Annotated in this window: 16 protein-coding genes and 1 riboswitch; of the genes, 12 read left to right on the forward strand and 4 right to left on the reverse strand. The window is 67.7% G+C overall.

Annotated features, from left to right (window positions below; genetic code table 11):
• Positions 1 to 76 precede the first annotated feature (76 nt).
• Positions 77 to 1,363, forward strand: coding sequence for a DUF445 domain-containing protein (locus VL15_RS29125; RefSeq protein WP_048250149.1), 1,287 nt, complete (start codon positions 77 to 79; stop codon positions 1,361 to 1,363).
• A 33-nt stretch (positions 1,364 to 1,396) separates the two neighbouring features.
• On the opposite strand, the gene VL15_RS29130 is transcribed toward VL15_RS29125, so the two are convergent.
• The 4 genes from VL15_RS29130 to VL15_RS29145 all read right to left on the reverse strand — a co-directional run bounded on the left by VL15_RS29130 (position 1,397) and on the right by VL15_RS29145 (position 2,992).
• Entirely contained in the window at positions 1,397 to 1,699 is a 303-nt protein-coding gene (locus tag VL15_RS29130) for a HigA family addiction module antitoxin (RefSeq protein ID WP_048250150.1), read from the reverse strand.
• A gap of 12 nt (positions 1,700 to 1,711) precedes the next feature.
• On the reverse strand, positions 1,712 to 1,999 hold the full coding sequence (locus VL15_RS29135; RefSeq protein WP_080970989.1) for a type II toxin-antitoxin system RelE/ParE family toxin: 288 nt from the start codon (positions 1,997 to 1,999) through the stop codon (positions 1,712 to 1,714).
• Between the two features lie 372 nt (positions 2,000 to 2,371).
• Complete coding sequence (locus VL15_RS29140) at positions 2,372 to 2,671, reverse strand: addiction module antidote protein (RefSeq protein WP_048250151.1); 300 nt, start codon at positions 2,669 to 2,671, stop codon at positions 2,372 to 2,374.
• A 3-nt stretch (positions 2,672 to 2,674) separates the two neighbouring features.
• Positions 2,675 to 2,992, reverse strand: a complete 318-nt coding sequence (locus VL15_RS29145; RefSeq protein ID WP_329955974.1) for a type II toxin-antitoxin system RelE/ParE family toxin — start codon at positions 2,990 to 2,992, stop codon at positions 2,675 to 2,677.
• A gap of 351 nt (positions 2,993 to 3,343) precedes the next feature.
• On the opposite strand from VL15_RS29145, the gene VL15_RS29150 reads away from it, so the two are divergent.
• The 11 genes from VL15_RS29150 (at position 3,344) to VL15_RS29200 (ending at position 19,159) form a co-directional block, all read left to right on the forward strand.
• Positions 3,344 to 4,984, forward strand: a complete 1,641-nt coding sequence (locus tag VL15_RS29150) for an acetolactate synthase large subunit (protein WP_048250153.1) — start codon at positions 3,344 to 3,346, stop codon at positions 4,982 to 4,984.
• Positions 4,985 to 5,013: 29 nt separating this feature from the next.
• Positions 5,014 to 6,447, forward strand: coding sequence for an aldehyde dehydrogenase family protein (locus VL15_RS29155; protein WP_048250154.1), 1,434 nt, complete (start codon positions 5,014 to 5,016; stop codon positions 6,445 to 6,447).
• A 239-nt stretch (positions 6,448 to 6,686) separates the two neighbouring features.
• Complete coding sequence (locus VL15_RS29160) at positions 6,687 to 8,270, forward strand: Na+/H+ antiporter (RefSeq protein ID WP_048250155.1); 1,584 nt, start codon at positions 6,687 to 6,689, stop codon at positions 8,268 to 8,270.
• Between the two features lie 472 nt (positions 8,271 to 8,742).
• Entirely contained in the window at positions 8,743 to 9,876 is a 1,134-nt protein-coding gene (locus VL15_RS29165; protein ID WP_048250156.1) for a hybrid sensor histidine kinase/response regulator, read from the forward strand.
• Between the two features lie 126 nt (positions 9,877 to 10,002).
• Entirely contained in the window at positions 10,003 to 11,679 is a 1,677-nt protein-coding gene (locus VL15_RS29170; protein WP_048250157.1) for a methyl-accepting chemotaxis protein, read from the forward strand.
• Entirely contained in the window at positions 11,676 to 12,188 is a 513-nt protein-coding gene (locus VL15_RS29175) for a chemotaxis protein CheW (protein WP_048250158.1), read from the forward strand. The genes VL15_RS29170 and VL15_RS29175 overlap by 4 nt, the downstream gene beginning before the upstream one ends.
• Entirely contained in the window at positions 12,185 to 13,579 is a 1,395-nt protein-coding gene (locus VL15_RS29180) for a CheR family methyltransferase (protein ID WP_048250159.1), read from the forward strand. Before VL15_RS29175 ends, VL15_RS29180 begins: the two co-directional genes overlap by 4 nt.
• 46 nt (positions 13,580 to 13,625) lie before the next feature.
• A complete protein-coding gene (locus VL15_RS29185) occupies positions 13,626 to 14,330 on the forward strand; it encodes a chemotaxis protein CheW (protein WP_048250160.1) in 705 nt (234 codons plus the stop codon).
• Positions 14,327 to 16,636 (forward strand): hybrid sensor histidine kinase/response regulator, encoded by a 2,310-nt coding sequence (locus VL15_RS29190; RefSeq protein WP_048250161.1) that lies wholly within the window; start codon positions 14,327 to 14,329, stop codon positions 16,634 to 16,636. Before VL15_RS29185 ends, VL15_RS29190 begins: the two co-directional genes overlap by 4 nt.
• On the forward strand, positions 16,633 to 17,652 hold the full coding sequence (locus VL15_RS29195; protein ID WP_048250162.1) for a chemotaxis response regulator protein-glutamate methylesterase: 1,020 nt from the start codon (positions 16,633 to 16,635) through the stop codon (positions 17,650 to 17,652). Before VL15_RS29190 ends, VL15_RS29195 begins: the two co-directional genes overlap by 4 nt.
• An 82-nt stretch (positions 17,653 to 17,734) precedes the next feature.
• Positions 17,735 to 17,838, forward strand: a riboswitch (Fluoride riboswitch).
• A 79-nt stretch (positions 17,839 to 17,917) separates the two neighbouring features.
• Positions 17,918 to 19,159 (forward strand): voltage-gated chloride channel family protein, encoded by a 1,242-nt coding sequence (locus VL15_RS29200; protein WP_048250163.1) that lies wholly within the window; start codon positions 17,918 to 17,920, stop codon positions 19,157 to 19,159.
• The last annotated feature ends 50 nt before the right edge of the window (positions 19,160 to 19,209 follow it).

The following is a 19,209-nucleotide window of genomic DNA, read 5'->3' on the forward strand; positions in this document are numbered from 1 at the left end:
TCGCGCATCATGCCGCGCGTTTGTCGGCCGGTGCGAAATCGGGGATATTAGCGGCATCGCCGATTCGCGTGCCGCCATGACGCCAGACAAAGCCCTCGAACTGAAACGAAGCAAGCGCCGCGCGCTGTGGCTGCTGCTGGCCGCGGTCGCGGTGTTCGTCGCGACGATCCTGCTGCCGCGCGGCCCGTGGGTCGACGGCTTCAAGGCCGTGGCCGAGGCCGCGATGGTCGGCGCGCTCGCCGACTGGTTCGCGGTTGTCGCGCTGTTTCGCCGCGTGCCGATTCCGTTCGTGTCGCGCCATACCGAGATCATTCCGAAGAACAAGGACAAGATCGCCGACAACCTCGCGGTGTTCGTGCGCGAGAAGTTCCTCGGCCCCGATGCGCTCGTCGCGCAGATCCGCCAGCACGATCCCGCGCAGAAACTCGGTGCGTGGCTCGGCGAGCCGGCGAACACCGACGCGCTCGGCGGCTACGTAACGAAGCTGATGAGCTTCGCGCTCGACATGACCGACGATGCGCGGATCCAGTCGTTCGTCCACGACGCGTTCCGCGCGGTAATCGACCGGGTCGACCTGTCGCAATCGGCCGGCGCGATCCTCGACACGCTGACGAAGGACGGCCGCCACCAGCAGTTGCTCGACGACGCGATCGAACAGGTGGTCGACGTGCTCGACAAGGAGGAGAATCGCGAGGTGATCGCGGGCTTCATCGTCGAGTGGCTGAAGACGCAGTACCCGAAGGTCGAGAAGATCATGCCGACACAGTGGTTCGGCGAGAACGGTGCGCGAATGCTCGCGAGCGCGGTGAGCCGCGTGCTGGAAGGCGTGGCGGCCGACCCCGAGCACGAACTGCGGCAGCGCTTCGACCGAACGGTCGTGCGGTTGACCGAGCGGCTGAAGCACGATCCCGCGTTCATCGAAAAGGGCGACGAGATCAAGCGCTACATCCGCGACGGCGACGCGTTCAACACGTATGCGCGCGACTTGTGGGACCAGTTGCGCGCGTGGCTGAAGGCCGATCTCGCTCGCGCCGATTCGGCATTGCACCGCCAGGCCGCGACGCTCGGCGGCTGGCTCGGCGCGCGGCTCGCGGAGAGCCCGGCGCTGCGCGCGTCGCTGAACGAGCATATCGAGAAGGCCGTGCACGAGATGGCGCCGGATTTCGCCGATTTCCTGATGCGTCACATCCGCGACACGGTGCGTAACTGGGATGCACGCGAAATGTCGCGGCAGATCGAGCTGAACATCGGCAAGGATCTGCAGTACATCCGCATCAACGGCACGCTGGTCGGCGGGCTGATCGGGCTTGGGTTGTATCTGGTGTCGTTGGTGCCGCGCTGGGCGGCCGGCTGGCTGCATTGATGCAGCCGGCCCGGCGAACGGCGGCCGAGGTGCCTACGCGTGCGTGCGCTCGCGCGGTTCGACCTTGCGGTCGATTTCGCTGCGCGTCGGCAGTGTCTTGAGATCGTAAGCGGTCTGCAGGTTCAGCCAGAATTCCGGCGACGTCTCGAAATAGCGCGCGAGCCGGTAAGCCGTATCGGCCGTGATTCCACGCCGTTCCTTGACGATTTCGTGCAAGCGTGTCGCCGGCACGTTCAACGCGAGCGCCAGTGCGTTGACGCTCATTTCCAGCGGAACGAGGAATTCTTCCCGCAGGACTTCGCCCGGATGAATCGGGCGCATTCCATTCTTGAGCATGCAAAGCTCCAGTCAGTGATAGTCGACGATCTCGACCTGGGTCGGGCCATCGTCGCTCCATACGAAACAGATCCGCCATTGTTCGTTGATGCGAATGCTGTGCTGACCTTCCCGATCGCCTTGCAACGCTTCGAGCCGGTTGCCGGGCGGCGCCCGCAAGTCACGCAGTTCTTTCGCGGCGGCGACCATTTGCAGTTTCCGGGTAGCAACGGTTTCGATCGTACGGAAGCGCTTGGGTAATTCTCCGGCAAACAGCAACCGAGTATCTTTGCATCGGAACGATCTGATTATTACGGGCATGGTATTACGTTTAACGTAATACGTCAATAAGGATGAAATGGTTTCGACGATGCGTACGTCGAAGCGCCTCCGCGTGAAATAACCAACAGGAATCCTGACTGATAGGGAATTGGTGAGATCATCGCGTGATGACAGGTGTCGCTAATGCATGCCGGCCGGTTGCTGTCATCACGACGAGTATAGGGGCGCACATTACCTTTACGGGTTCGGTATGCCATTCGGACGATCTATTGCATCAACGGCACGCTGGTCGGCGGGCTGATCGGGCTTGGATTGTATCTGGTGTCGTTGGTGCCGCGCTGGGCGGCCGGCTGGCTGCATTGATGCGGCCACGGATAGCGCGCGGACGGCGCGATGCCGCGCGCCCGCGCATCACGCGTGCGCTTTCGAGCCGTGCAGTTGCAGGCCGAGCGCCTTGATGACTTTCAAGATCGTGCCGAAGCTCGGGTTGCCGTCGTGCGACAGTGCCTTGTACAGCCCTTCGCGCGACAGGCCCGCATCGCGCGCGACCTGCGACATGCCGCGTGCGCGTGCGATCACGCCGAGCGCGTGCGCGATGAAGGCCGGATCGTCGCCCGCCTCTTGCAGGCACGCTTCGAAGTAGTCGGCCATGTCGTCTTCGGTCTTCAGATGGTCGGCCGAATCCCACGGCCGGGTCCTGATTTTGTCCATCGATCACTCCATGTCGAGATGCGTCAGCATCGCGTGCGCGGCGCGTATGTCGGCCTGTTGCGTCGATTTATCGCCGCCGCAGAGCAGGATGACCCAGATCGTGCCGCGCCGGACGTAGTAGACGCGATAGCCGGGGCCATGGTCGATACGCATTTCGACGACAGGCGAGCCGGCCGATTTCCAGTCGCCCGGATTGCCCGTCGACAGGCGGTCGATGCGCGCCTGGATGCGGCGCTTCGCGACGCGATCCTGCAGGCCGGCGAACCATGCGTCGAACACGTCGGTGGTCCGGATACTGTACGTAGGCGCAATGTAGGGCATTAATTTCAGCGTGTCAACCATGGTTCACAGGTGTGGTGTGTTGAATTCCATGGCGCTACAGTAGGGCCGCCCGCTTCGTTTGCGTGCCGAATGGCCGTTCGGCCGAAGTCGAAATCTTCCGAATCCGTCTACAATCAAAAACATCTTTGCTGCCCGTGCGCGCTTGCCGCGTGCGGGCGGGTCCGTTCGTCCTCCTGTCTCGGGAGGCACCGCCGCGCGTTGCAGGTCGCGCGGCGGGCAGTGCCGTGGTTTGTGTCCAGTAGGTAAAGCGTCCGCGTGCCGTAGGCCGGCGCGCGTCATGTACGCCGCGCGTCCGTATGCCGGGCAGGCGGCATCAACCGAGAGTCCCCCATGAAAGCATCGGATCTGTTCGTGAAGGCGCTGGAAGCCGAAGGCGTCGAGTACGTGTTCGGCATTCCCGGCGAAGAAAACCTCGATCTGCTCGAATCGCTGCGGCGCTCGAAGATCAAGCTCGTGCTGACCCGGCACGAGCAGGCGGCCGGGTTCATGGCCGCCACCTACGGCCGCCTGACGGGCCGCACCGGCGTGTGTCTCGCGACACTCGGGCCCGGCGCCACGAACTTCGTGACGGCTGCCGCGTATGCACAGCTCGGCGGGATGCCGATGCTGATGATCACCGGGCAGAAGCCGATCAAGTCCAGCAAGCAGGGCCACTTCCAGATCGTCGACGTGGTCGACATGATGCAGCCGCTCACGAAGTTCACGCGGCAGATCGTGTCGATCGGCAACATCCCGTCGGCCGTGCGCGAGGCGTTTCGCCGCGCGGAGGAAGAGCGCCCGGGCGCCGCGCACCTCGAACTGCCGGAAGATATCGCGCACGAGGAGGGCGACGGCAAGCCGATCCCGCGCAGCTACAGCCGGCGGCCGGTGGCCGAGGAGAAGGCGATCGCACACGCGGTCGACGCGATCCAGGCCGCGCGCCATCCGCTGCTGATGATCGGCGCGGGCGGCAACCGCAAGACCACCCGCAAGATCCTCGTCGAATTCGTCGACAAGACCGGCATCCCATTCTTCACGACGCAGATGGGCAAGGGCGTGATCGACGAGTCGCACCCGCTGTGGCTCGGCAACGCGACGCTGTCCGACGGCGACTTCGTGCACCGAGCGATCGAGCATGCGGACTGCATCATCAACGTCGGCCACGACGTGATCGAGAAACCGCCGTTCTTCATGCGCGCGGACGACAAGACCGTGATCCACGTGAACTTCCTCGGCGCGCAGGTCGATCCCGTCTATTTCCCGCAGATCGAGGTGGTCGGCGACATCGCGAACGCGGTGTGGCAGATGACGGAGGCGATCGCGCCGCAGCCGCACTGGGATTTCGCGCGCTTCGCGATGATCAAGGAGCATTTCGACGCGCATCTGGAGAAGGGCCAGCACGATCCGCGCTTCCCGATGTACCCGGTGCGGATCGTGAACGACCTGTACAACGCGCTGCCGGTCGACGGGATCGTCTGTCTCGACAACGGGATGTACAAGATCTGGTTCGCACGCTACTGGCGCGCGCACGAGCCGAACTCGCTGCTGCTCGACAACGCGCTCGCGTCGATGGGCGCGGGCCTGCCGTCGGCGATCGCGACGAAGATCGTGCATCCGCAGCGCAAGGTGATCGCCGTGTGCGGCGACGGCGGCTTCATGATGAATTCGCAGGAGCTTGAAACGGCGGTGCGGCTGAAGCTCGACCTCGTCGTGATGATCCTGCGCGACGACGCGTTCGGGATGATCCGCTGGAAGCAGGAGAACATGAACTTCCCCGATTTCGCGATGACGCTGCAGAACCCCGATTTCGTGTCGTATGCGCAAAGCTACGGCGCGCACGGGCATCGCGTCGAATCGGCCGAGGATCTCGAGCCGCTGCTGCGCGAGTGCTTCTCGTCGCCGGGCGTGCACGTGATCGACGTGCCGATCGATTACTCGGACAACGAGCGCGTGCTGAACCGCGAGATCAAGCGCCTGTCGGCGCAACTCTGAATTCCCCGTTCACAGGAAGGAGTCGTTCCATGTTGAAGGAAACCTATCCGTACTACCTCGCCAACGAAGCCGTCTACGCGAACACCGATCTGGAAGTCACGGACAAGTTCAGCGGCAAGGTGGCGACGCGCGTCGCGCTGGCCGACGCGAAGGCGATCGACAAGGCGATCGGTGCGGCGGTCGACGCCGCGAAGCCGATGCGCGAGCTGCCGGCCTACAAGCGGCAGGCCGTGCTCGACCATTGTGTCGCGCGTTTTCGCGAGCGCTTCGACGAGCTGGCCGAGGCACTGTGCATCGAGGCTGGCAAGCCGATCAACGATTCGAAGGGCGAGGTGACGCGGCTGATCGACACGTTCCGCGTCGCGTCCGAGGAATCGGTGCGCATCGACGGTGAGATCATCAACCTCGAGATCTCCGCGCGTGCGCAGGGCTATACGGGCTACACGAAGCGTGTGCCGATCGGCCCGTGCTCGTTCATCTCGCCGTTCAACTTCCCGCTGAACCTCGCCGCACACAAGGTCGCGCCCGCGCTCGCGGCCGGCTGCCCGTTCGTGCTGAAGCCCGCGAGCCGCACGCCGATCGGCGCGCTGATCATTGGCGAGGTGCTCGCGGAAACCGACCTGCCGAAGGGCGCGTTCTCGGTGCTGCCCGCGCATCGCGACGGCGCCGATCTGTTCACGACCGACGAGCGTTTCAGGCTGCTGTCGTTCACGGGCTCGCCGGCCGTGGGCTGGGCGCTGAAGGAGAAGGCCGGCAAGAAGAAAGTCGTGCTGGAACTCGGCGGCAACGCGGCCGCGATCGTCGATGCGGACCAGCGCGACCGGCTCGACTACGTGGTCGAGCGTCTCGCGTTCGGCGCGTACTACCAGTCGGGCCAGAGCTGTATCGGCGTGCAGCGGATCCTCGTGCATGCCGATCTGTACGACGCGCTGCGCGAGAAGCTGATCGCGAAGACGCGTTCGCTGAAGATGGGCGATCCGAAGGATCCGTCGACGTTCGTCGGCCCGATGATTTCCGAATCCGAATCGCGCCGGCTGTCGGGCTGGATGGATGCGGCTGTCGCGGCGGGCGCGAAGATCGTCGCGGGCGGCAAGGTCGACGGCGCGATGTTCGAGGCGACGCTGCTGGAAAACGTCGGGCATGAGCAGGACCTGTACCGCAAGGAGGCATTCGGCCCCGTCGCGATCCTCGAGAAATTCGACCGGTTCGATGACGCGCTCGCGCGCGTGAACGACAGCGATTTCGGGCTCCAGGCCGGCGTGTTCACCGATTCGCTCACGCACGCGCAGCGCGCGTGGGACGAGCTGGAAGTCGGTGGCGTCGTGATCAACGATGTGCCGTCGTTCCGCGTCGACAACATGCCGTACGGCGGCGTGAAGGATTCGGGCCTCGGCCGCGAAGGGATCCGCTACGCGATTGAAGACATGACCGAGCTGCGGCTGATGGTCGTACGGCGCCGCTGACGCGCCGGCGGGCAGCGCGGTGCCGCGACGGCACGCGGGCGGGCGATCGTGCCGGCCCGCGTGCCGTTTTTCATGGCGACGCGCGCACCGGGCCGGCGTCGAGTCGGCATCGCGCCCGCACCGCGCGGCGGGGCCCAACGCGCTCGACTGCGGGCATTGCATCGTGATGTAATCGCGCCAAACTGCCGACCGGGGTACGACACCGGAAAGCGCGAATTCATTCTTCACGAGGTCGATTCATGTCTCCCGTCGCGGCATTCAAGCTGGTTTTGTTGTCATTCCTGGCGATCGTCGCACTCGAATACCTCGCCAAGCGGCTGCGGCTGCCGCCCGCGGCCGCGCTGCTGATCGGCGGCATTGGCATCGCGTTCATCCCCGGCCTGCCGCCGGTCAACCTCGATCCCGAACTGGTGCTGCTGGTGTTCCTGCCGCCGCTGCTGATGGACGGCGCGTATTTCTCCGTGTGGGAGGAGTTCAAGCGCAACGTCGGCGGCATCCTGCTGCTTGCGATCGGTGCGGTCGTGTTCACCACGTTCGCGGTCGGCTTCGCCGTGCACTGGGTGGCGCCGGCGCTGCCGTGGGCCGCGTGCTTCGCGCTCGGCGCGATCGTGTCGCCGCCCGACGCGGTTGCCGCGAAGGCCGTGCTCGAACGCGTCGCGCTGCCGCGCCGGCTGATGGTGTTGCTCGAAGGGGAGAGCCTGCTGAACGACGCGGCCGGCCTCGTGCTGTTCCGCTTTGCCGTCGCGGCCGCGCTGACCGGCGCGTTCAGCCTCGAGCATGCGGTCGTGCGCTTCGCGGAGCTCGGGCTCGGCGGCCTGGTGGTCGGCTTCGTGGTCGGCACGCTCGTCGTGTGGTTCCTGAAGCTGCTCGACGACGACTATCTGGTGATCACCGTCGCGGTAATCGCCGGCTGGATCGCGTATATCGCGGGCGAAATGGTCGAGGTGTCGGGCGTGATCGCGACCGTCACGGCCGGCATGATCATCGGCTGGCATCAGCACGAGGTGTTCTCGGCGGCCGTGCGCACGCGCGGCACCGCGTTCTGGCAGGTCATCGTGTTCCTGCTCGAGGCGATGGTGTTCGTGCTGATCGGGTTGTCGCTGCGCGGCGCGATGCACCGGCTCGGCGGCTTCGAGCAGGTGCTCGGCACGATGGTGCCGCCGGTGCTTGCGGTGCTGGCGGCGGTAATCGTGTCGCGCTTCGTATGGATTTACGTGGTCGAGGCGCTGAAGTGGCCGGTGCGCGGGATCGCGCGGCGCGGCGACGCGCCCGACTGGAAGGCCGCGACGATCATGAGCTGGGCCGGGATGCGCGGCGTCGTCACGCTGGCGATCGCGCTGTCGCTGCCCGAGGCGATGCCCGGCCGCGACGTGATCCTGGTCGCGTCGTTCGCGGTGATCCTCGTCACGGTACTGCTGCAGGGCACGACGATCGGGCCGCTGATCCGGCTGCTGCGCCTGCCGCAGCGCGAAGAGCGCGCCGCACATCACCTGACCGAGCCGCAGACGTGGGCGTACGTCGAGGCCGCGCAGCTCGCGGCGATCCAGCCGCTCGTGCGCGACGAGAATGGGGTCGTGATCCATCCGCGCCTGCTCGAGCAATACACGTACCGCGCGGAACTGACCGAACGGGCGAAGAACGAGCCCGCGTACCCGCCGGAAGTGCGCACCGCGCACTACGACGTCGTGCTGGCCGCGATCAAGGCCGGGCGCGCGGAGCTGTTGCGCCTGCACCGTTCGGGCCGCATCCACGACGAGATGCTGCACATGCTCGAACGCGACCTCGACCTGCAGGAAGTGTCCGCGCAGCACGGGCGCGGGTAAGCGGTTACGCGCCACCATCACGCGGGCCGGCTTCGTGCCGGCCCGCCGTTCGCACGGGTCGATCCTCGCCCGGCGTTTTTTTTCTTCCTCCCGCTCACCGATCCGGCCCATTTTCATCCGGCCCCCAATGCGCTGGGCAGCCAGCCTTGCAGCGCATGCAAACCTTATGGCGCCGAACGCGCAAACGTTATCGTCTTTCGAATCCGGAAATGATCCGATTTATCTGATTCCGGCTCTTTCTGAATATTTGGCAAAACTGAACCGAAGGAGATAGATGCTGTGTTCTATTTTCATTTAGAATCAGCCGGTTATCTTTATTGAGAGAAAGAATGCGGAGGTAATGCGGCCGTCGACGGGGAAAAAACGACGTCCGGATCCCTGCAAAGCAGTGCCGACAGGCCAAATCGGCGAAATCGGGTGGGGTTTTCAACCGCCAAAATGAGATAGTGTCCAAGTCGGATAAACAACTCCTATGAAAGAATCGATTGGAGTTTCGGCGTTTGAAACTGTATTTATGAAAGAATCAAGCGGTGATAATGCCTCGGATTGTCTTGAATCGGGGTTATCAGTCCTTCTCGTCGACGATCAACCGTTCGTCGGCGAGGTGATCCGTCGCGCGCTGCGCAGCGAACACGACATCGACCTGCACGTGTGCACCGACGCGCACCGGGCGATGGCGGTCGCGCGCGACGTGAAGCCGACGGTCATCCTGCAGGATCTCGTGATGCCGGAGATCGACGGCCTCGATCTCGTCCGCGCATGGCGCGCGGATGCCGGCACCGCACGCGTGCCGATCATCGTGCTGTCCGCGAAGGAGGAGCCGATCGTCAAGCGCGAGGCCTTCATCGCCGGCGCGAACGACTATCTGGTGAAGCTCCCCGACGCGATGGAGCTGACCGCGCGGATCCGCTATCACTCGAATTCGTACCTGATGTCGCGGCAGCGCGACGAGGCGCTCGATTTCCTGTCGCACGACATGCGTTCGCCGCAGACGTCGATCCTCGCGCTGCTCGACGTCTACCGGACCGAGCACGGCGACATGCCGGCGATCATGGAGCGCATCGCCGGCCATGCGCGGCGCGCGCTCGCGCTCGCCGACGGCTTCATCCACCTGACCCGCGCGCAGTCCGAGCGGCGCGCGCACGAGGTCGTCAGCCTCAACGAGATCGTGGTCGATGCCGTCGACCAGCTTTGGGAGAAGGCGGCCGGGCTCGGCAGCCGGGTCGTCGCGCACGTGCCCGACACCGAGTGCGTGACGATGGGCGACCGCATGATGCTCACGCGCGCGGTCGCGAACCTGATCGACAACGGGCTGAAGTACGGCCCGGCCGGCACGGACGTGCACTGCACGCTGAGCGGCGAGGACGGTGCCTGGCAGATCGGCGTCGAGGATACCGGCGCCGGCATCGCACCGGAGCAGCGCACGGCCGCGACCGAGTCGTTCGTGCAGCTGGAATCCGCGCATGGCGCGGCGCGCGGCGGCTTCGGCCTCGGGCTCGCGTTCGTCCGCGCGACGGCGGCGCGGCATCGCGGCCAGATCCTGATGCGCAATACGGCGCGCGGCTTCATGGTCGCGCTTCGGCTGCCGGTGCAAGCGGAGCGGTGATTTCGCGGCGCGGCCTGCCGGCGCCGCGCCTTCCGCATCCGACCCCGATGCGCTCGTGGCGCGCCGTCCGGCGCGCAGGCGGGCGCGGATTTTTTCAACGCTGATTTTAGAAAGCCCATAACGAACATGGCCACCGTGACGCCCCGCGCGACCAATGAAAGCCTGCATCCGACGATCGGCGCTGCCCGGCTGACGCTCGGCAATCGCATCCTGCTCAGCTTCGGCGTGCTGTTCGTGCTGATGCTGGTGACAGCCGGCGTGTCGTACGAGCGACTGCGCGCGATCAACAGCGAAGCCGTCAGCATCGAGCGCGACTCGCTGCCCGGCGTGTACCTCGCGTCGTCGCTGCGCGGTTCGGTCAACGAATCGTTCACGCTGCTGCAGCAGGCGATCTTCGTCGAAACCGACCCTGAAAACGTGCATCGCGATCTCGCGAAGATCGCCGATGCGGTGAAGGAGATCGACGCGCTGTCGGTCGACTACCAGGCGACGACGTTCCGCGACGACGACCGGCAGCGCTTCGCGACCTTCCGCGGCGCCTATGACCGCTACCTGCCGCTCCTGAACGATGCGGTGCAGCAGAGCCGCACGTCGCACAACGACGCGGTCGGCGCCTATGCGAAGGCGCTGCCGGCGTGGAGCGAGGTCGTGCGCAACGCGAACATCCTGGTGCAGGAAAACCGCAAGTTCGCCGAGCAGTCGGCGAAGCTGATTCGCGAATCCGTGCAGGACACCGAGGTCGTGCTCGCGACGGCGCTGGCGATCGTGCTGCTGTCCGCGCTGGGGCTCGGCTACGGGCTGTTCCGTTCGGTCACGGTGCCGATGGCGCGGCTCGTCGAGGTGCACGACGTGATGCGCACCGGCAACTTGACGCGTCGCCTCGACCTGCGCCGCCGCGACGAATTCGGTACGCTCGAGACGGGCTTCAACCGGATGGCCGACGAGCTGACCGAGCTCGTCTCTCGCGCGCAGCAGTCATCGCTGCAGGTGACGACGTCGGTCGCCGAGATCGCGGCGACGTCGCGCGAACAGCAGGCGACCGCGAACGAAACCGCGGCGACGACGACCGAGATCGGCGCGACCTCGCGCGAGATCTTCGCGACGTCGCGCGACCTGCTGCGCACCATGAACGAGGTGGCCGGCGTGGCCGAACAGTCGGCGACGCTCGCGGGCGTGAGCCAGAGCGGGCTCACGCGGATGGGCGAGACGATGCGCAGCGTGATGGACGCGGCCGGTTCGGTGAACGCGAAGCTCGCGATCCTCAACGAGAAGGCGCTGAACATCAACCAGGTGGTCGCGACGATCACCAAGGTGGCCGACCAGACCAATCTGCTGTCGCTGAACGCGGCGATCGAGGCCGAGAAGGCCGGCGAGTACGGCCGCGGTTTCGCGGTGGTCGCGACCGAGATCCGCCGCCTCGCCGACCAGACGGCCGTGGCGACCTACGACATCGAGCAGACGGTGAAGGAAATCCAGTCGGCCGTGTCGGCGGGCGTGATGGGGATGGACAAGTTCTCCGAGGAAGTGCGCCGCGGGATGCTCGATGTGCAGCAGGTCGGCGGGCAGCTGTCGCAGATCATCGCCGAGGTGCAGACGCTCGCGCCGCGCTTCCAGATGGTCAACGAAGGGATGCAGACGCAGGCGAACGGCGCCGAGCAGATCACGCAGGCGTTGTCGCAGCTGTCGGAGGCCGCGCAGCAGACGGCCGAGTCGCTGCGCCAGTCGTCGCAGGCGATCGACGACCTGACGCTGGTCGCGAACCAGTTGCGTACCAGCGTGTCGCGTTTCAAGGTCGACGCGTGACGCGCGCCGATCCGCAGAACGGCGCGCACGCGCTGTTCCTGATGTTCGAACTCGACGGCGGGCGCTATGCGCTCGACGCGGCCGGCATCGAGGAGGTGCTGCCGCTCGCGACCACGAAGGCCGTGCCCGGCGCACCCGAATGGATCGCCGGGCTGCTGATGCGCGGCGGCCAGCCGGTGCCGGTGATCGACGTGCCGATGCTGGCGCTCGGGCGGCGTGCGCAAGCGCTGCGCTCGACGCGGCTCGTGATGGTGCGCTACGGCGCGGGCCAGGGCGACGGCGAGCGCGTGATTGGCCTGATCGTCGAGCGCGCGACGCAGACGATGCGGATCGACCGCGCGGCGTTTCGCGCAAGCGGCATCTCGACCGCGCGCACGCGCTGGCTCGGGCTCGTCGCGAACACGCCCGACGGCGTCGTGCAGCAGGTGTCGGTGACCGACCTGATCGACGACGTCGCGCGCCTGTATCTGTTCGACGGCCTGCCGGGCCACGGGGGGGAGTCCGCATGAAAGAGTCCGAATCGCGATTTCGCGGCTGGCTGCTGCGCGAGACCGGCATCGACCCCGATTCGCTCGGCAACGAATTTCTCACGCGTGCGCTGACGGAACGCGTGCATGCGCTGCAGGCGGACGGCGAGCGCCTGCTGTCGGCCGCGCGGCCGCCGGTGACGCAGGAAGCGCTCGACGCGTACTGGCAGCAGCTCAACGCATCGGCCGACGAGCGGCGCGCGCTGATCGAGCTGTTCGTCGTGCCCGAGACGTGGTTCTTCCGCGACCGCGAGGCATTCGCGACGCTCGCGCGGCTCGCGGCGGAACGGTTCGCCGCGATGCCCGGCCGCGTGATTCGCGTGCTGAGCGCGCCGTGCTCGACGGGCGAGGAGCCGTATTCGGCGGCAATGGCGCTGCTCGACGCGGGGCTCGACCCGGCCAGCTTCGCGATCGACGCGATCGACCTCAGTGCGCGCGCGATCGAGCAGGCGCGGCTCGGCTGTTACGGACGCAACGCGTTCCGCGGTACCGCGACGGAGTTTCGCGCGCGGTACTTCACGCCGGCCAGCGACGGCTGGTTGCTCGACGAGCGCGTGCGTGCTTGCGTGCAGTTCCGTCACGCGAACCTCGTCGATCCGGGTGCGGATACGGGCATTCGCTACGACTTCGTGTTCTGTCGCAACGTGCTGATCTACTTCGACCGCGACGCGCAGGATCGTGTGATCCGCTCGCTCGACGGGCTGCTCGTCGACGACGGCATGCTGTTCGTCGGGCCGGCCGAAACAGGCGTCGCGATGCGGCACGGGATGCGCTCGGCGCGCGTGCCGCTGGCATTCGCGTTTCATCGCGAGCCAGCCGGCGCGGTGGCCGATGCGTACGCGGCCCGGCCGGCCGCGCCGCTGCACACGGCGGCGCCGTACCGGCGCGAGCGCTTCACGGTTGCCCCGGTCGCGGCGCCGCGACCGGTGGTGGCGGTCGCGCCGCCGGTCTGGCTCGGCGACGGGCTGCAGCCGTTCGCGGCGACGCCGCCGGCGGTGAACACGGCCGCGTTCGATGCGCGGGCCGGGCGGTCGGTGGTGGCGGAAGCCGCCGCACCCGTCGCCGAAGGCATCGCGCCGACGCTCGAGGATGCGCAGGCGCTCGCGAACGCGGGCGCGTTCGACGAGGCCGAACGCGTGCTCGCGCAGTTCTCGGCGCGCGTCGGGCCGCATGCCGATGCGTTCTATCTGAACGGGCTGATCGCGGATGCGCGCGGGCGCGCCGCGGAAGCCGGCGACTTCTACCGGAAGGCGCTGTACCTGCGGCCCACGCACCACGAGGCGCTGACCCATCTCGCGACGCTGCTCGACGTCGGCGGCGACCGCGCGGGCGCGCAATGGCTGCTCGAGCGCGCACGGCGCTCGGCCGGCTGATACGAATACGGGATCGGGATCGACACCGCGATGACCAGAGGACTCCATGAACCGCGACGCCGCTGCCACTGACGACACGACGATCGACGTCGACGATTGCTGGAACCGGATCGGCACGCGCGGCGACCGCTCGTGCGAGCGGCTGAACGACTGCCAGCGCTGCCTGAATTGTCCGGTCTACGCGTATCACGCGGCGAGGCTGCTCGAGCGTCCGCTCGGCGACGCCGAGATGGCCGACGCCACGCGCCGGATCAGCGCGTACGGCACGACCCGGGTGCGCGCCGACGACGATACGCACCATGCGGCGCTGGCGTTTCGCGTGGCCGACGAATGGCTCGCGCTGCCGATCGGCGTGCTGCGCGAGATCGCCGGCACGCGCCCGATTCATTCGCTGCCGCATCGCCGCAATTCGGCCGTGCGCGGCGTGGTCAACATTCGCGGCACGCTGCGCATCGCGATCTCGATCGGCGCGCTGCTCGGCCTCGGTGCGGGCAAGGGCGGCAACGGCGGTGGCGACGGCCGGTTCACGCGGTTGCTGGTCGCCGCGCACCAGGGCGAGCCGGTCGTGTTTCCGGTCGACGAAGTCGAGGGCGTGCTGCGCTTCGGCGCCTCCGACTGGGTGCCCGTGCCGGCGACGGTCGGGCGCGCGAGCGCCGGCCTGTCGCGCGGCGTGCTGTCGTGGCGCGGCAAGTCGGTGGGCCTGCTCGACGACGACCGATTGTTCGACGCCGTGACACGGAGCATGCGATGAACGGCGATGACGATCTGAGCCACCTGTCGCTGCTCGAGCTGTATCGCGAGGAAACGCGCACGCAGACCCAGGCGCTGTCCGAACGGCTGCTCGCGCTCGAATCGGGCGAGCCCGATTCCGTCGCGCTCGAGGCGTGCATGCGCGCCGCGCATTCGCTGAAGGGCGCCGCGCGCATCGTCGGCGTGCCGCTCGGCGTCGACATCGCGGGGCGGATGGAAGAATGCTTCGTTGCCGCGCAGGCCGGCACGATCGCGCTGACGGCCACGCACGTCGACGTGTTGCTTGCCGGCGTCGATCTGCTGGTGCGCGTCGGCGATCCGCAGGGGCAACCGGTGACGTCGACCGAGATCGACGTGTTCGCGGCGGCGCTGACGGGCGCCGACGGCGCCCGGACGATGCAGGCGTCGGCCGTCGTCCCGCCGCCGGTGCCGCCATCGGTCGTGCCGTATCGCGAACATGACGGCGCCGCGAACGAGCCCGTTGGCGCAAGCGCCGCCGTGCCGCCGCTCGCCGTGTCGGGCACGGTGCCCGATCCGGCCCAGGCCGGCCGTATCGCCGGTGCCGGCGCGATGCGCCGCGTGCGCGCCGATACGCTGAACCGGCTGCTGAGCCTGTCCGGCGAATCGCTGGTCGAATCGCGCTGGCTCAAGCCGTTCGCCGAATCGATGCTGCGCGTGAAGCGTGCGCAGCGCGACGCCGCCCGGTCGCTCGATCTGATGGTCGAACAGTTCGCCGACGATCTCGACTCGGGCATGCTCGCGTCGATGAACGAAGTGCGGCACATGCTCAACGACCTGCAGCGTTCGCTCGCCGAGCGCATGGACGAATTCGACCGCTTCGAGCGGCGCAGCACGCATGTCGCCGAGCAGCTGTACGACGAGGCGCTGCAATGCCGGATGCGGCCGTTCGGCGATGCGACGCGTGCGTATCCGCGCATCGTCCGCGATCTCGCGCGTTCGCTCGGCAAGCAGGTGCGCTTCTCGATCGTCGGCGAGGGTACGCAGGTCGATCGCGACATCCTCGACCTGCTCGACGCGCCGCTCGGCCATCTGCTGCGCAACGCGATCGATCACGGCGTCGATTCGCCCGACGCGCGGCGCGCGCGCGGCAAGCCGGCCGAGGCCAGCGTGACGCTGGAGGCGCGCCACAGCGCCGGCTCGCTGCTCGTCAGCGTGATCGACGACGGGCCGGGCGTCGACATGGACGCGCTGCGCGCGGCGGTCGTGCGCCAGCGCCTGACCGACGACGAGACGGCCGCGCGGCTGTCCGATCCCGAACTGCTCGAATTCCTGCTGCTGCCGGGCTTCTCGATGCGCGACGCGGTGACCGACGTGTCGGGCCGCGGCGTTGGTCTCGACGCGGTGCAGGAGATGGTGCGCGGCGTGCGCGGCGCGGTGCGGATCTTCAACGAGCCGGGCGCGGGCATGCGTTTCGTGCTGCAGTTGCCGCTCACGCTGTCGGTGATCCGCAGCCTGCTCGTCGAGGTCGGCGGCGAACCGTATGCGTTCCCGCTCGCGCATGTGCGCCGCACGCTCGAACTCGCGCACGACGATATCGACGTGCTCGAAGGGCAGCCGCATTTCCCGTTCGACGGCCGGCGCGCGGGCCTCGTCGCCGCGCACCAGCTGCTCGACGCGGGCGAGCCCGACGCGGTGCGCACGAGCACGGCGGTCGTGGTCGTCGGCGGCGAGCCCGAGCTGTACGGCGTCGCGGTCGACCGTTTCCTCGGCGAACGGATGCTCGTCGTGCAGCCGCTCGACAGCCGCCTGCACAAGATCCAGAACATCGCGGCCGGCGCGCTGCTCGAGAACGGCGACCCCGTGTTGATCGTCGACGTCGAGGATCTGATCCGCTCGGTCGACAAGCTCGTGCGCGGCGGGCAGCTTGCGCGCGTCACGCGCGATCCGCAGTTCGCGCTCGCCGACCGGCGCCGCCGCGTGCTCGTCGTCGACGATTCGCTGACGGTGCGCGAGCTCGAACGCAAGCTGCTGGAGAAGCGCGGCTACGATGTGACGGTCGCGGTCGACGGGATGGATGGCTGGAACGCGGTGCGCAGCGACGCATTCGACCTCGTCGTCACCGACGTCGACATGCCGCGCATGGATGGCATCGAGCTCGTCACGCTGATCAAGAGCGATCCGATGCTCAAGCGCGTGCCGGTGATGATCGTGTCGTACAAGGATCGCGACGAGGATCGCCGCCGCGGGCTCGACGCCGGCGCCGACTACTACCTCGCGAAGAGCAGCTTCCACGACGAGGCGCTACTCGATGCCGTGCACGACCTGATCGGGGGCGCGCGCGGATGAACATCGGTATCGTCAACGACCTGCCGCTGGCCGTGGAGGCGCTGCGCCGCGTGCTCGCGCTGCGTGCGGACCACCGCGTGCTGTGGGTCGCGACCGACGGCGACGAGGCGGTGGATTTTTGCGTCGCGCATCCGCCCGACGTCGTGCTGATGGATCTCGTGATGCCGAAGGTCGACGGCGTCGCCGCGACGCGCCGGATCATGGAGCGCGCACCGTGCGCGATCCTGATCGTGACGGCGAGCGTCAGCGCGAACACGTCGTCGGTCTACGAGGCGATGGGCGCCGGCGCGCTCGACGCGGTCGACACGCCGACGCTCGCGCTCGGGCTGTCGACCGATGCATCGCCGCAGGCGCTGCTCGCGAAGATCGACCAGATCGGCCGGCTGCTCGAAAGCCGCACCGCGGCGCTCGTGCCGCCGGGGCCGACGCCCGCACGCGGCCAGCCGACGCTCGTCGCGATCGGCGCGTCGGCGGGCGGGCCGACCGCGCTCACCGCGCTGCTGCGCGCGCTGCCGGCCGATTTCCCGGCCGCGATCGTGATCGTCCAGCACGTCGACCAGGCGTTCGCGCTCGGCATGGCCGAGTGGCTCGACGGTTATACGCGGCTGCCGGTGCGCGTCGCACGACAGGGAAGCGTGCCGCAGGCGGGCGAGGTCCTGCTCGCGGCGACCAACGACCACCTGTATCTGTCGCCGCGCGGCGTGCTCGGCTATACGCGGCATCCGGTCGAGACGCCGTATCGGCCGTCGATCGACGTGTTCTTCAACAGCGTTGCCGACGGCTGGCAGGGCGATGCGTTCGGCGTGCTGCTGACGGGAATGGGGCGCGATGGCGCGCTCGGCCTGAAGGCGATGCGCGCGAAGGGCTGCTACACGATCGCGCAGGACGAGGCGACCAGCGCCGTCTACGGGATGCCGAAGGCGGCCGCGGCGATCGGCGCGGCGTCGGCGATCCTGCCGCTCGATCGGATCGCGCCCCAACTGATCTCGCGCATCACGCGCCCGCTGCGCGACTGACGGCGCGCCGGGGGCGCGACACTGTCTGGTTCCGGTGCGCCGGCGGCCGCATTGCGTGCGATGCGCGGCGTCACGTACAATTGCGGCCTGCGGAGATGGCATGCCTCCCTGCGGTCGTTTTCGGCGCGTTGCGCGCGGTGCGGCCCTCAACCGCCGGTTTGCCCGGCTGATGATGCCTGCGTGTTCCTGGGTTGTCAGGAGGTCGCAGGCCGTCCATGCGGTATTCTGCCGCCCAGGTTTTGATGTTCTGTCGAATCTGGAAATCATGTTTTTCACGACTTCTGCCGATCTTCTCGCGACCGTGCGCTACGTGTGCCGCTGGCTCGCGCTCTCGGCCCTGCTCGGCGCGCTGGCCGGCACGGCTTCCGCGCTGTTCCTGATTGCGCTCGACTGGGCGACCGGCACGCGCGTTGCGCATCCGTGGCTGCTGTGGGGGCTGCCGGCCGCCGGTTTCGCGACCGGATGGATCTACCATCGTTTCGGCCAGTCGGTCGCGCGCGGCAACAACCTGCTGATCGACGAGATTCACGACCCGAAGGCGCTCGTGCCGAAGCGGATGGCGCCGCTCGTGCTCGTCGCGACCGTCGTCACGCACCTGTTCGGCGGCTCGGCCGGCCGCGAGGGCACCGCCGTGCAGATGGGCGGCGCGCTCGCCGATCGCGTCACGCACGTGTTCCGTCTCGATCGCGAGCATCGCCGCGTGCTGCTGATGGGCGGCATCGCGGCCGGTTTCGCGTCGGTGTTCGGCACGCCGCTCGCGGGCGCCGTATTCGGGCTCGAGGTGCTTGCGATCGGGCGCGTGCGGTACGACGCGCTGCTGACCTGCGTCGCGTCGGCGATCGTCGCGGACGTCGTGTGCCGCGCGTGGGGCGTGCATCACACGGCCTATGCGATTCCGTTCGTGCCGGCCGTGTCGGCGACGGGGCTGGCCGTGACGGTCGTGGCGGGCATCGCGTTCGGCGTCGTCGGCCGGCTGTTCGCGTATGCGACGCATGCGCTGACCGCGTGGTTCCGCCGCGTGATCCACTATGCGCCGCTGCAGCCGGTGCTCGGCGGCCTGCTGGTCGCCGCGGCCGCCACCGCGCTGAATGTGCCGCAGTATCTCGGTCTCGGCATCCCGACGATCGAGGCCGCGTTTCACGGCCCGCTGCCGCTCTACGATTTCGCGGGCAAGTTCGCGTTCACCGTCGTCACGCTCGCGTCGGGGTTCAAGGGCGGTGAAGTGACGCCGCTGTTCTACATCGGCGCGACGCTCGGCAACGCGCTCGGCCAGGTGCTGGCGCTGCCGGTGCCCGTGCTCGCGGGGCTCGGCTTCGTCGCGGTGTTCGCGGGCGCGGCCAACACGCCGATCGCGTCGACGATCATGGCGATCGAACTGTTCGGCGCGGACATCGGCGTGTATGCGATCGTCGCATGTGTCGTCGCGTATCTGTTTTCGGGGCACGCGGGGATTTATCGCGCGCAGCGCGTGGCGGTGGGGAAGGGGGCGCAGGCTGAAGTGGAGTGAGGCGGGCTTGAAAGCAGATTCGTCATGGCTCATCCACGAGCTCGAACCAT

Source organism: Burkholderia cepacia, from assembly GCF_001039005.1.
In the GTDB taxonomy this organism is placed as follows: Bacteria; Pseudomonadota; Gammaproteobacteria; order Burkholderiales; family Burkholderiaceae; genus Burkholderia; species Burkholderia theae.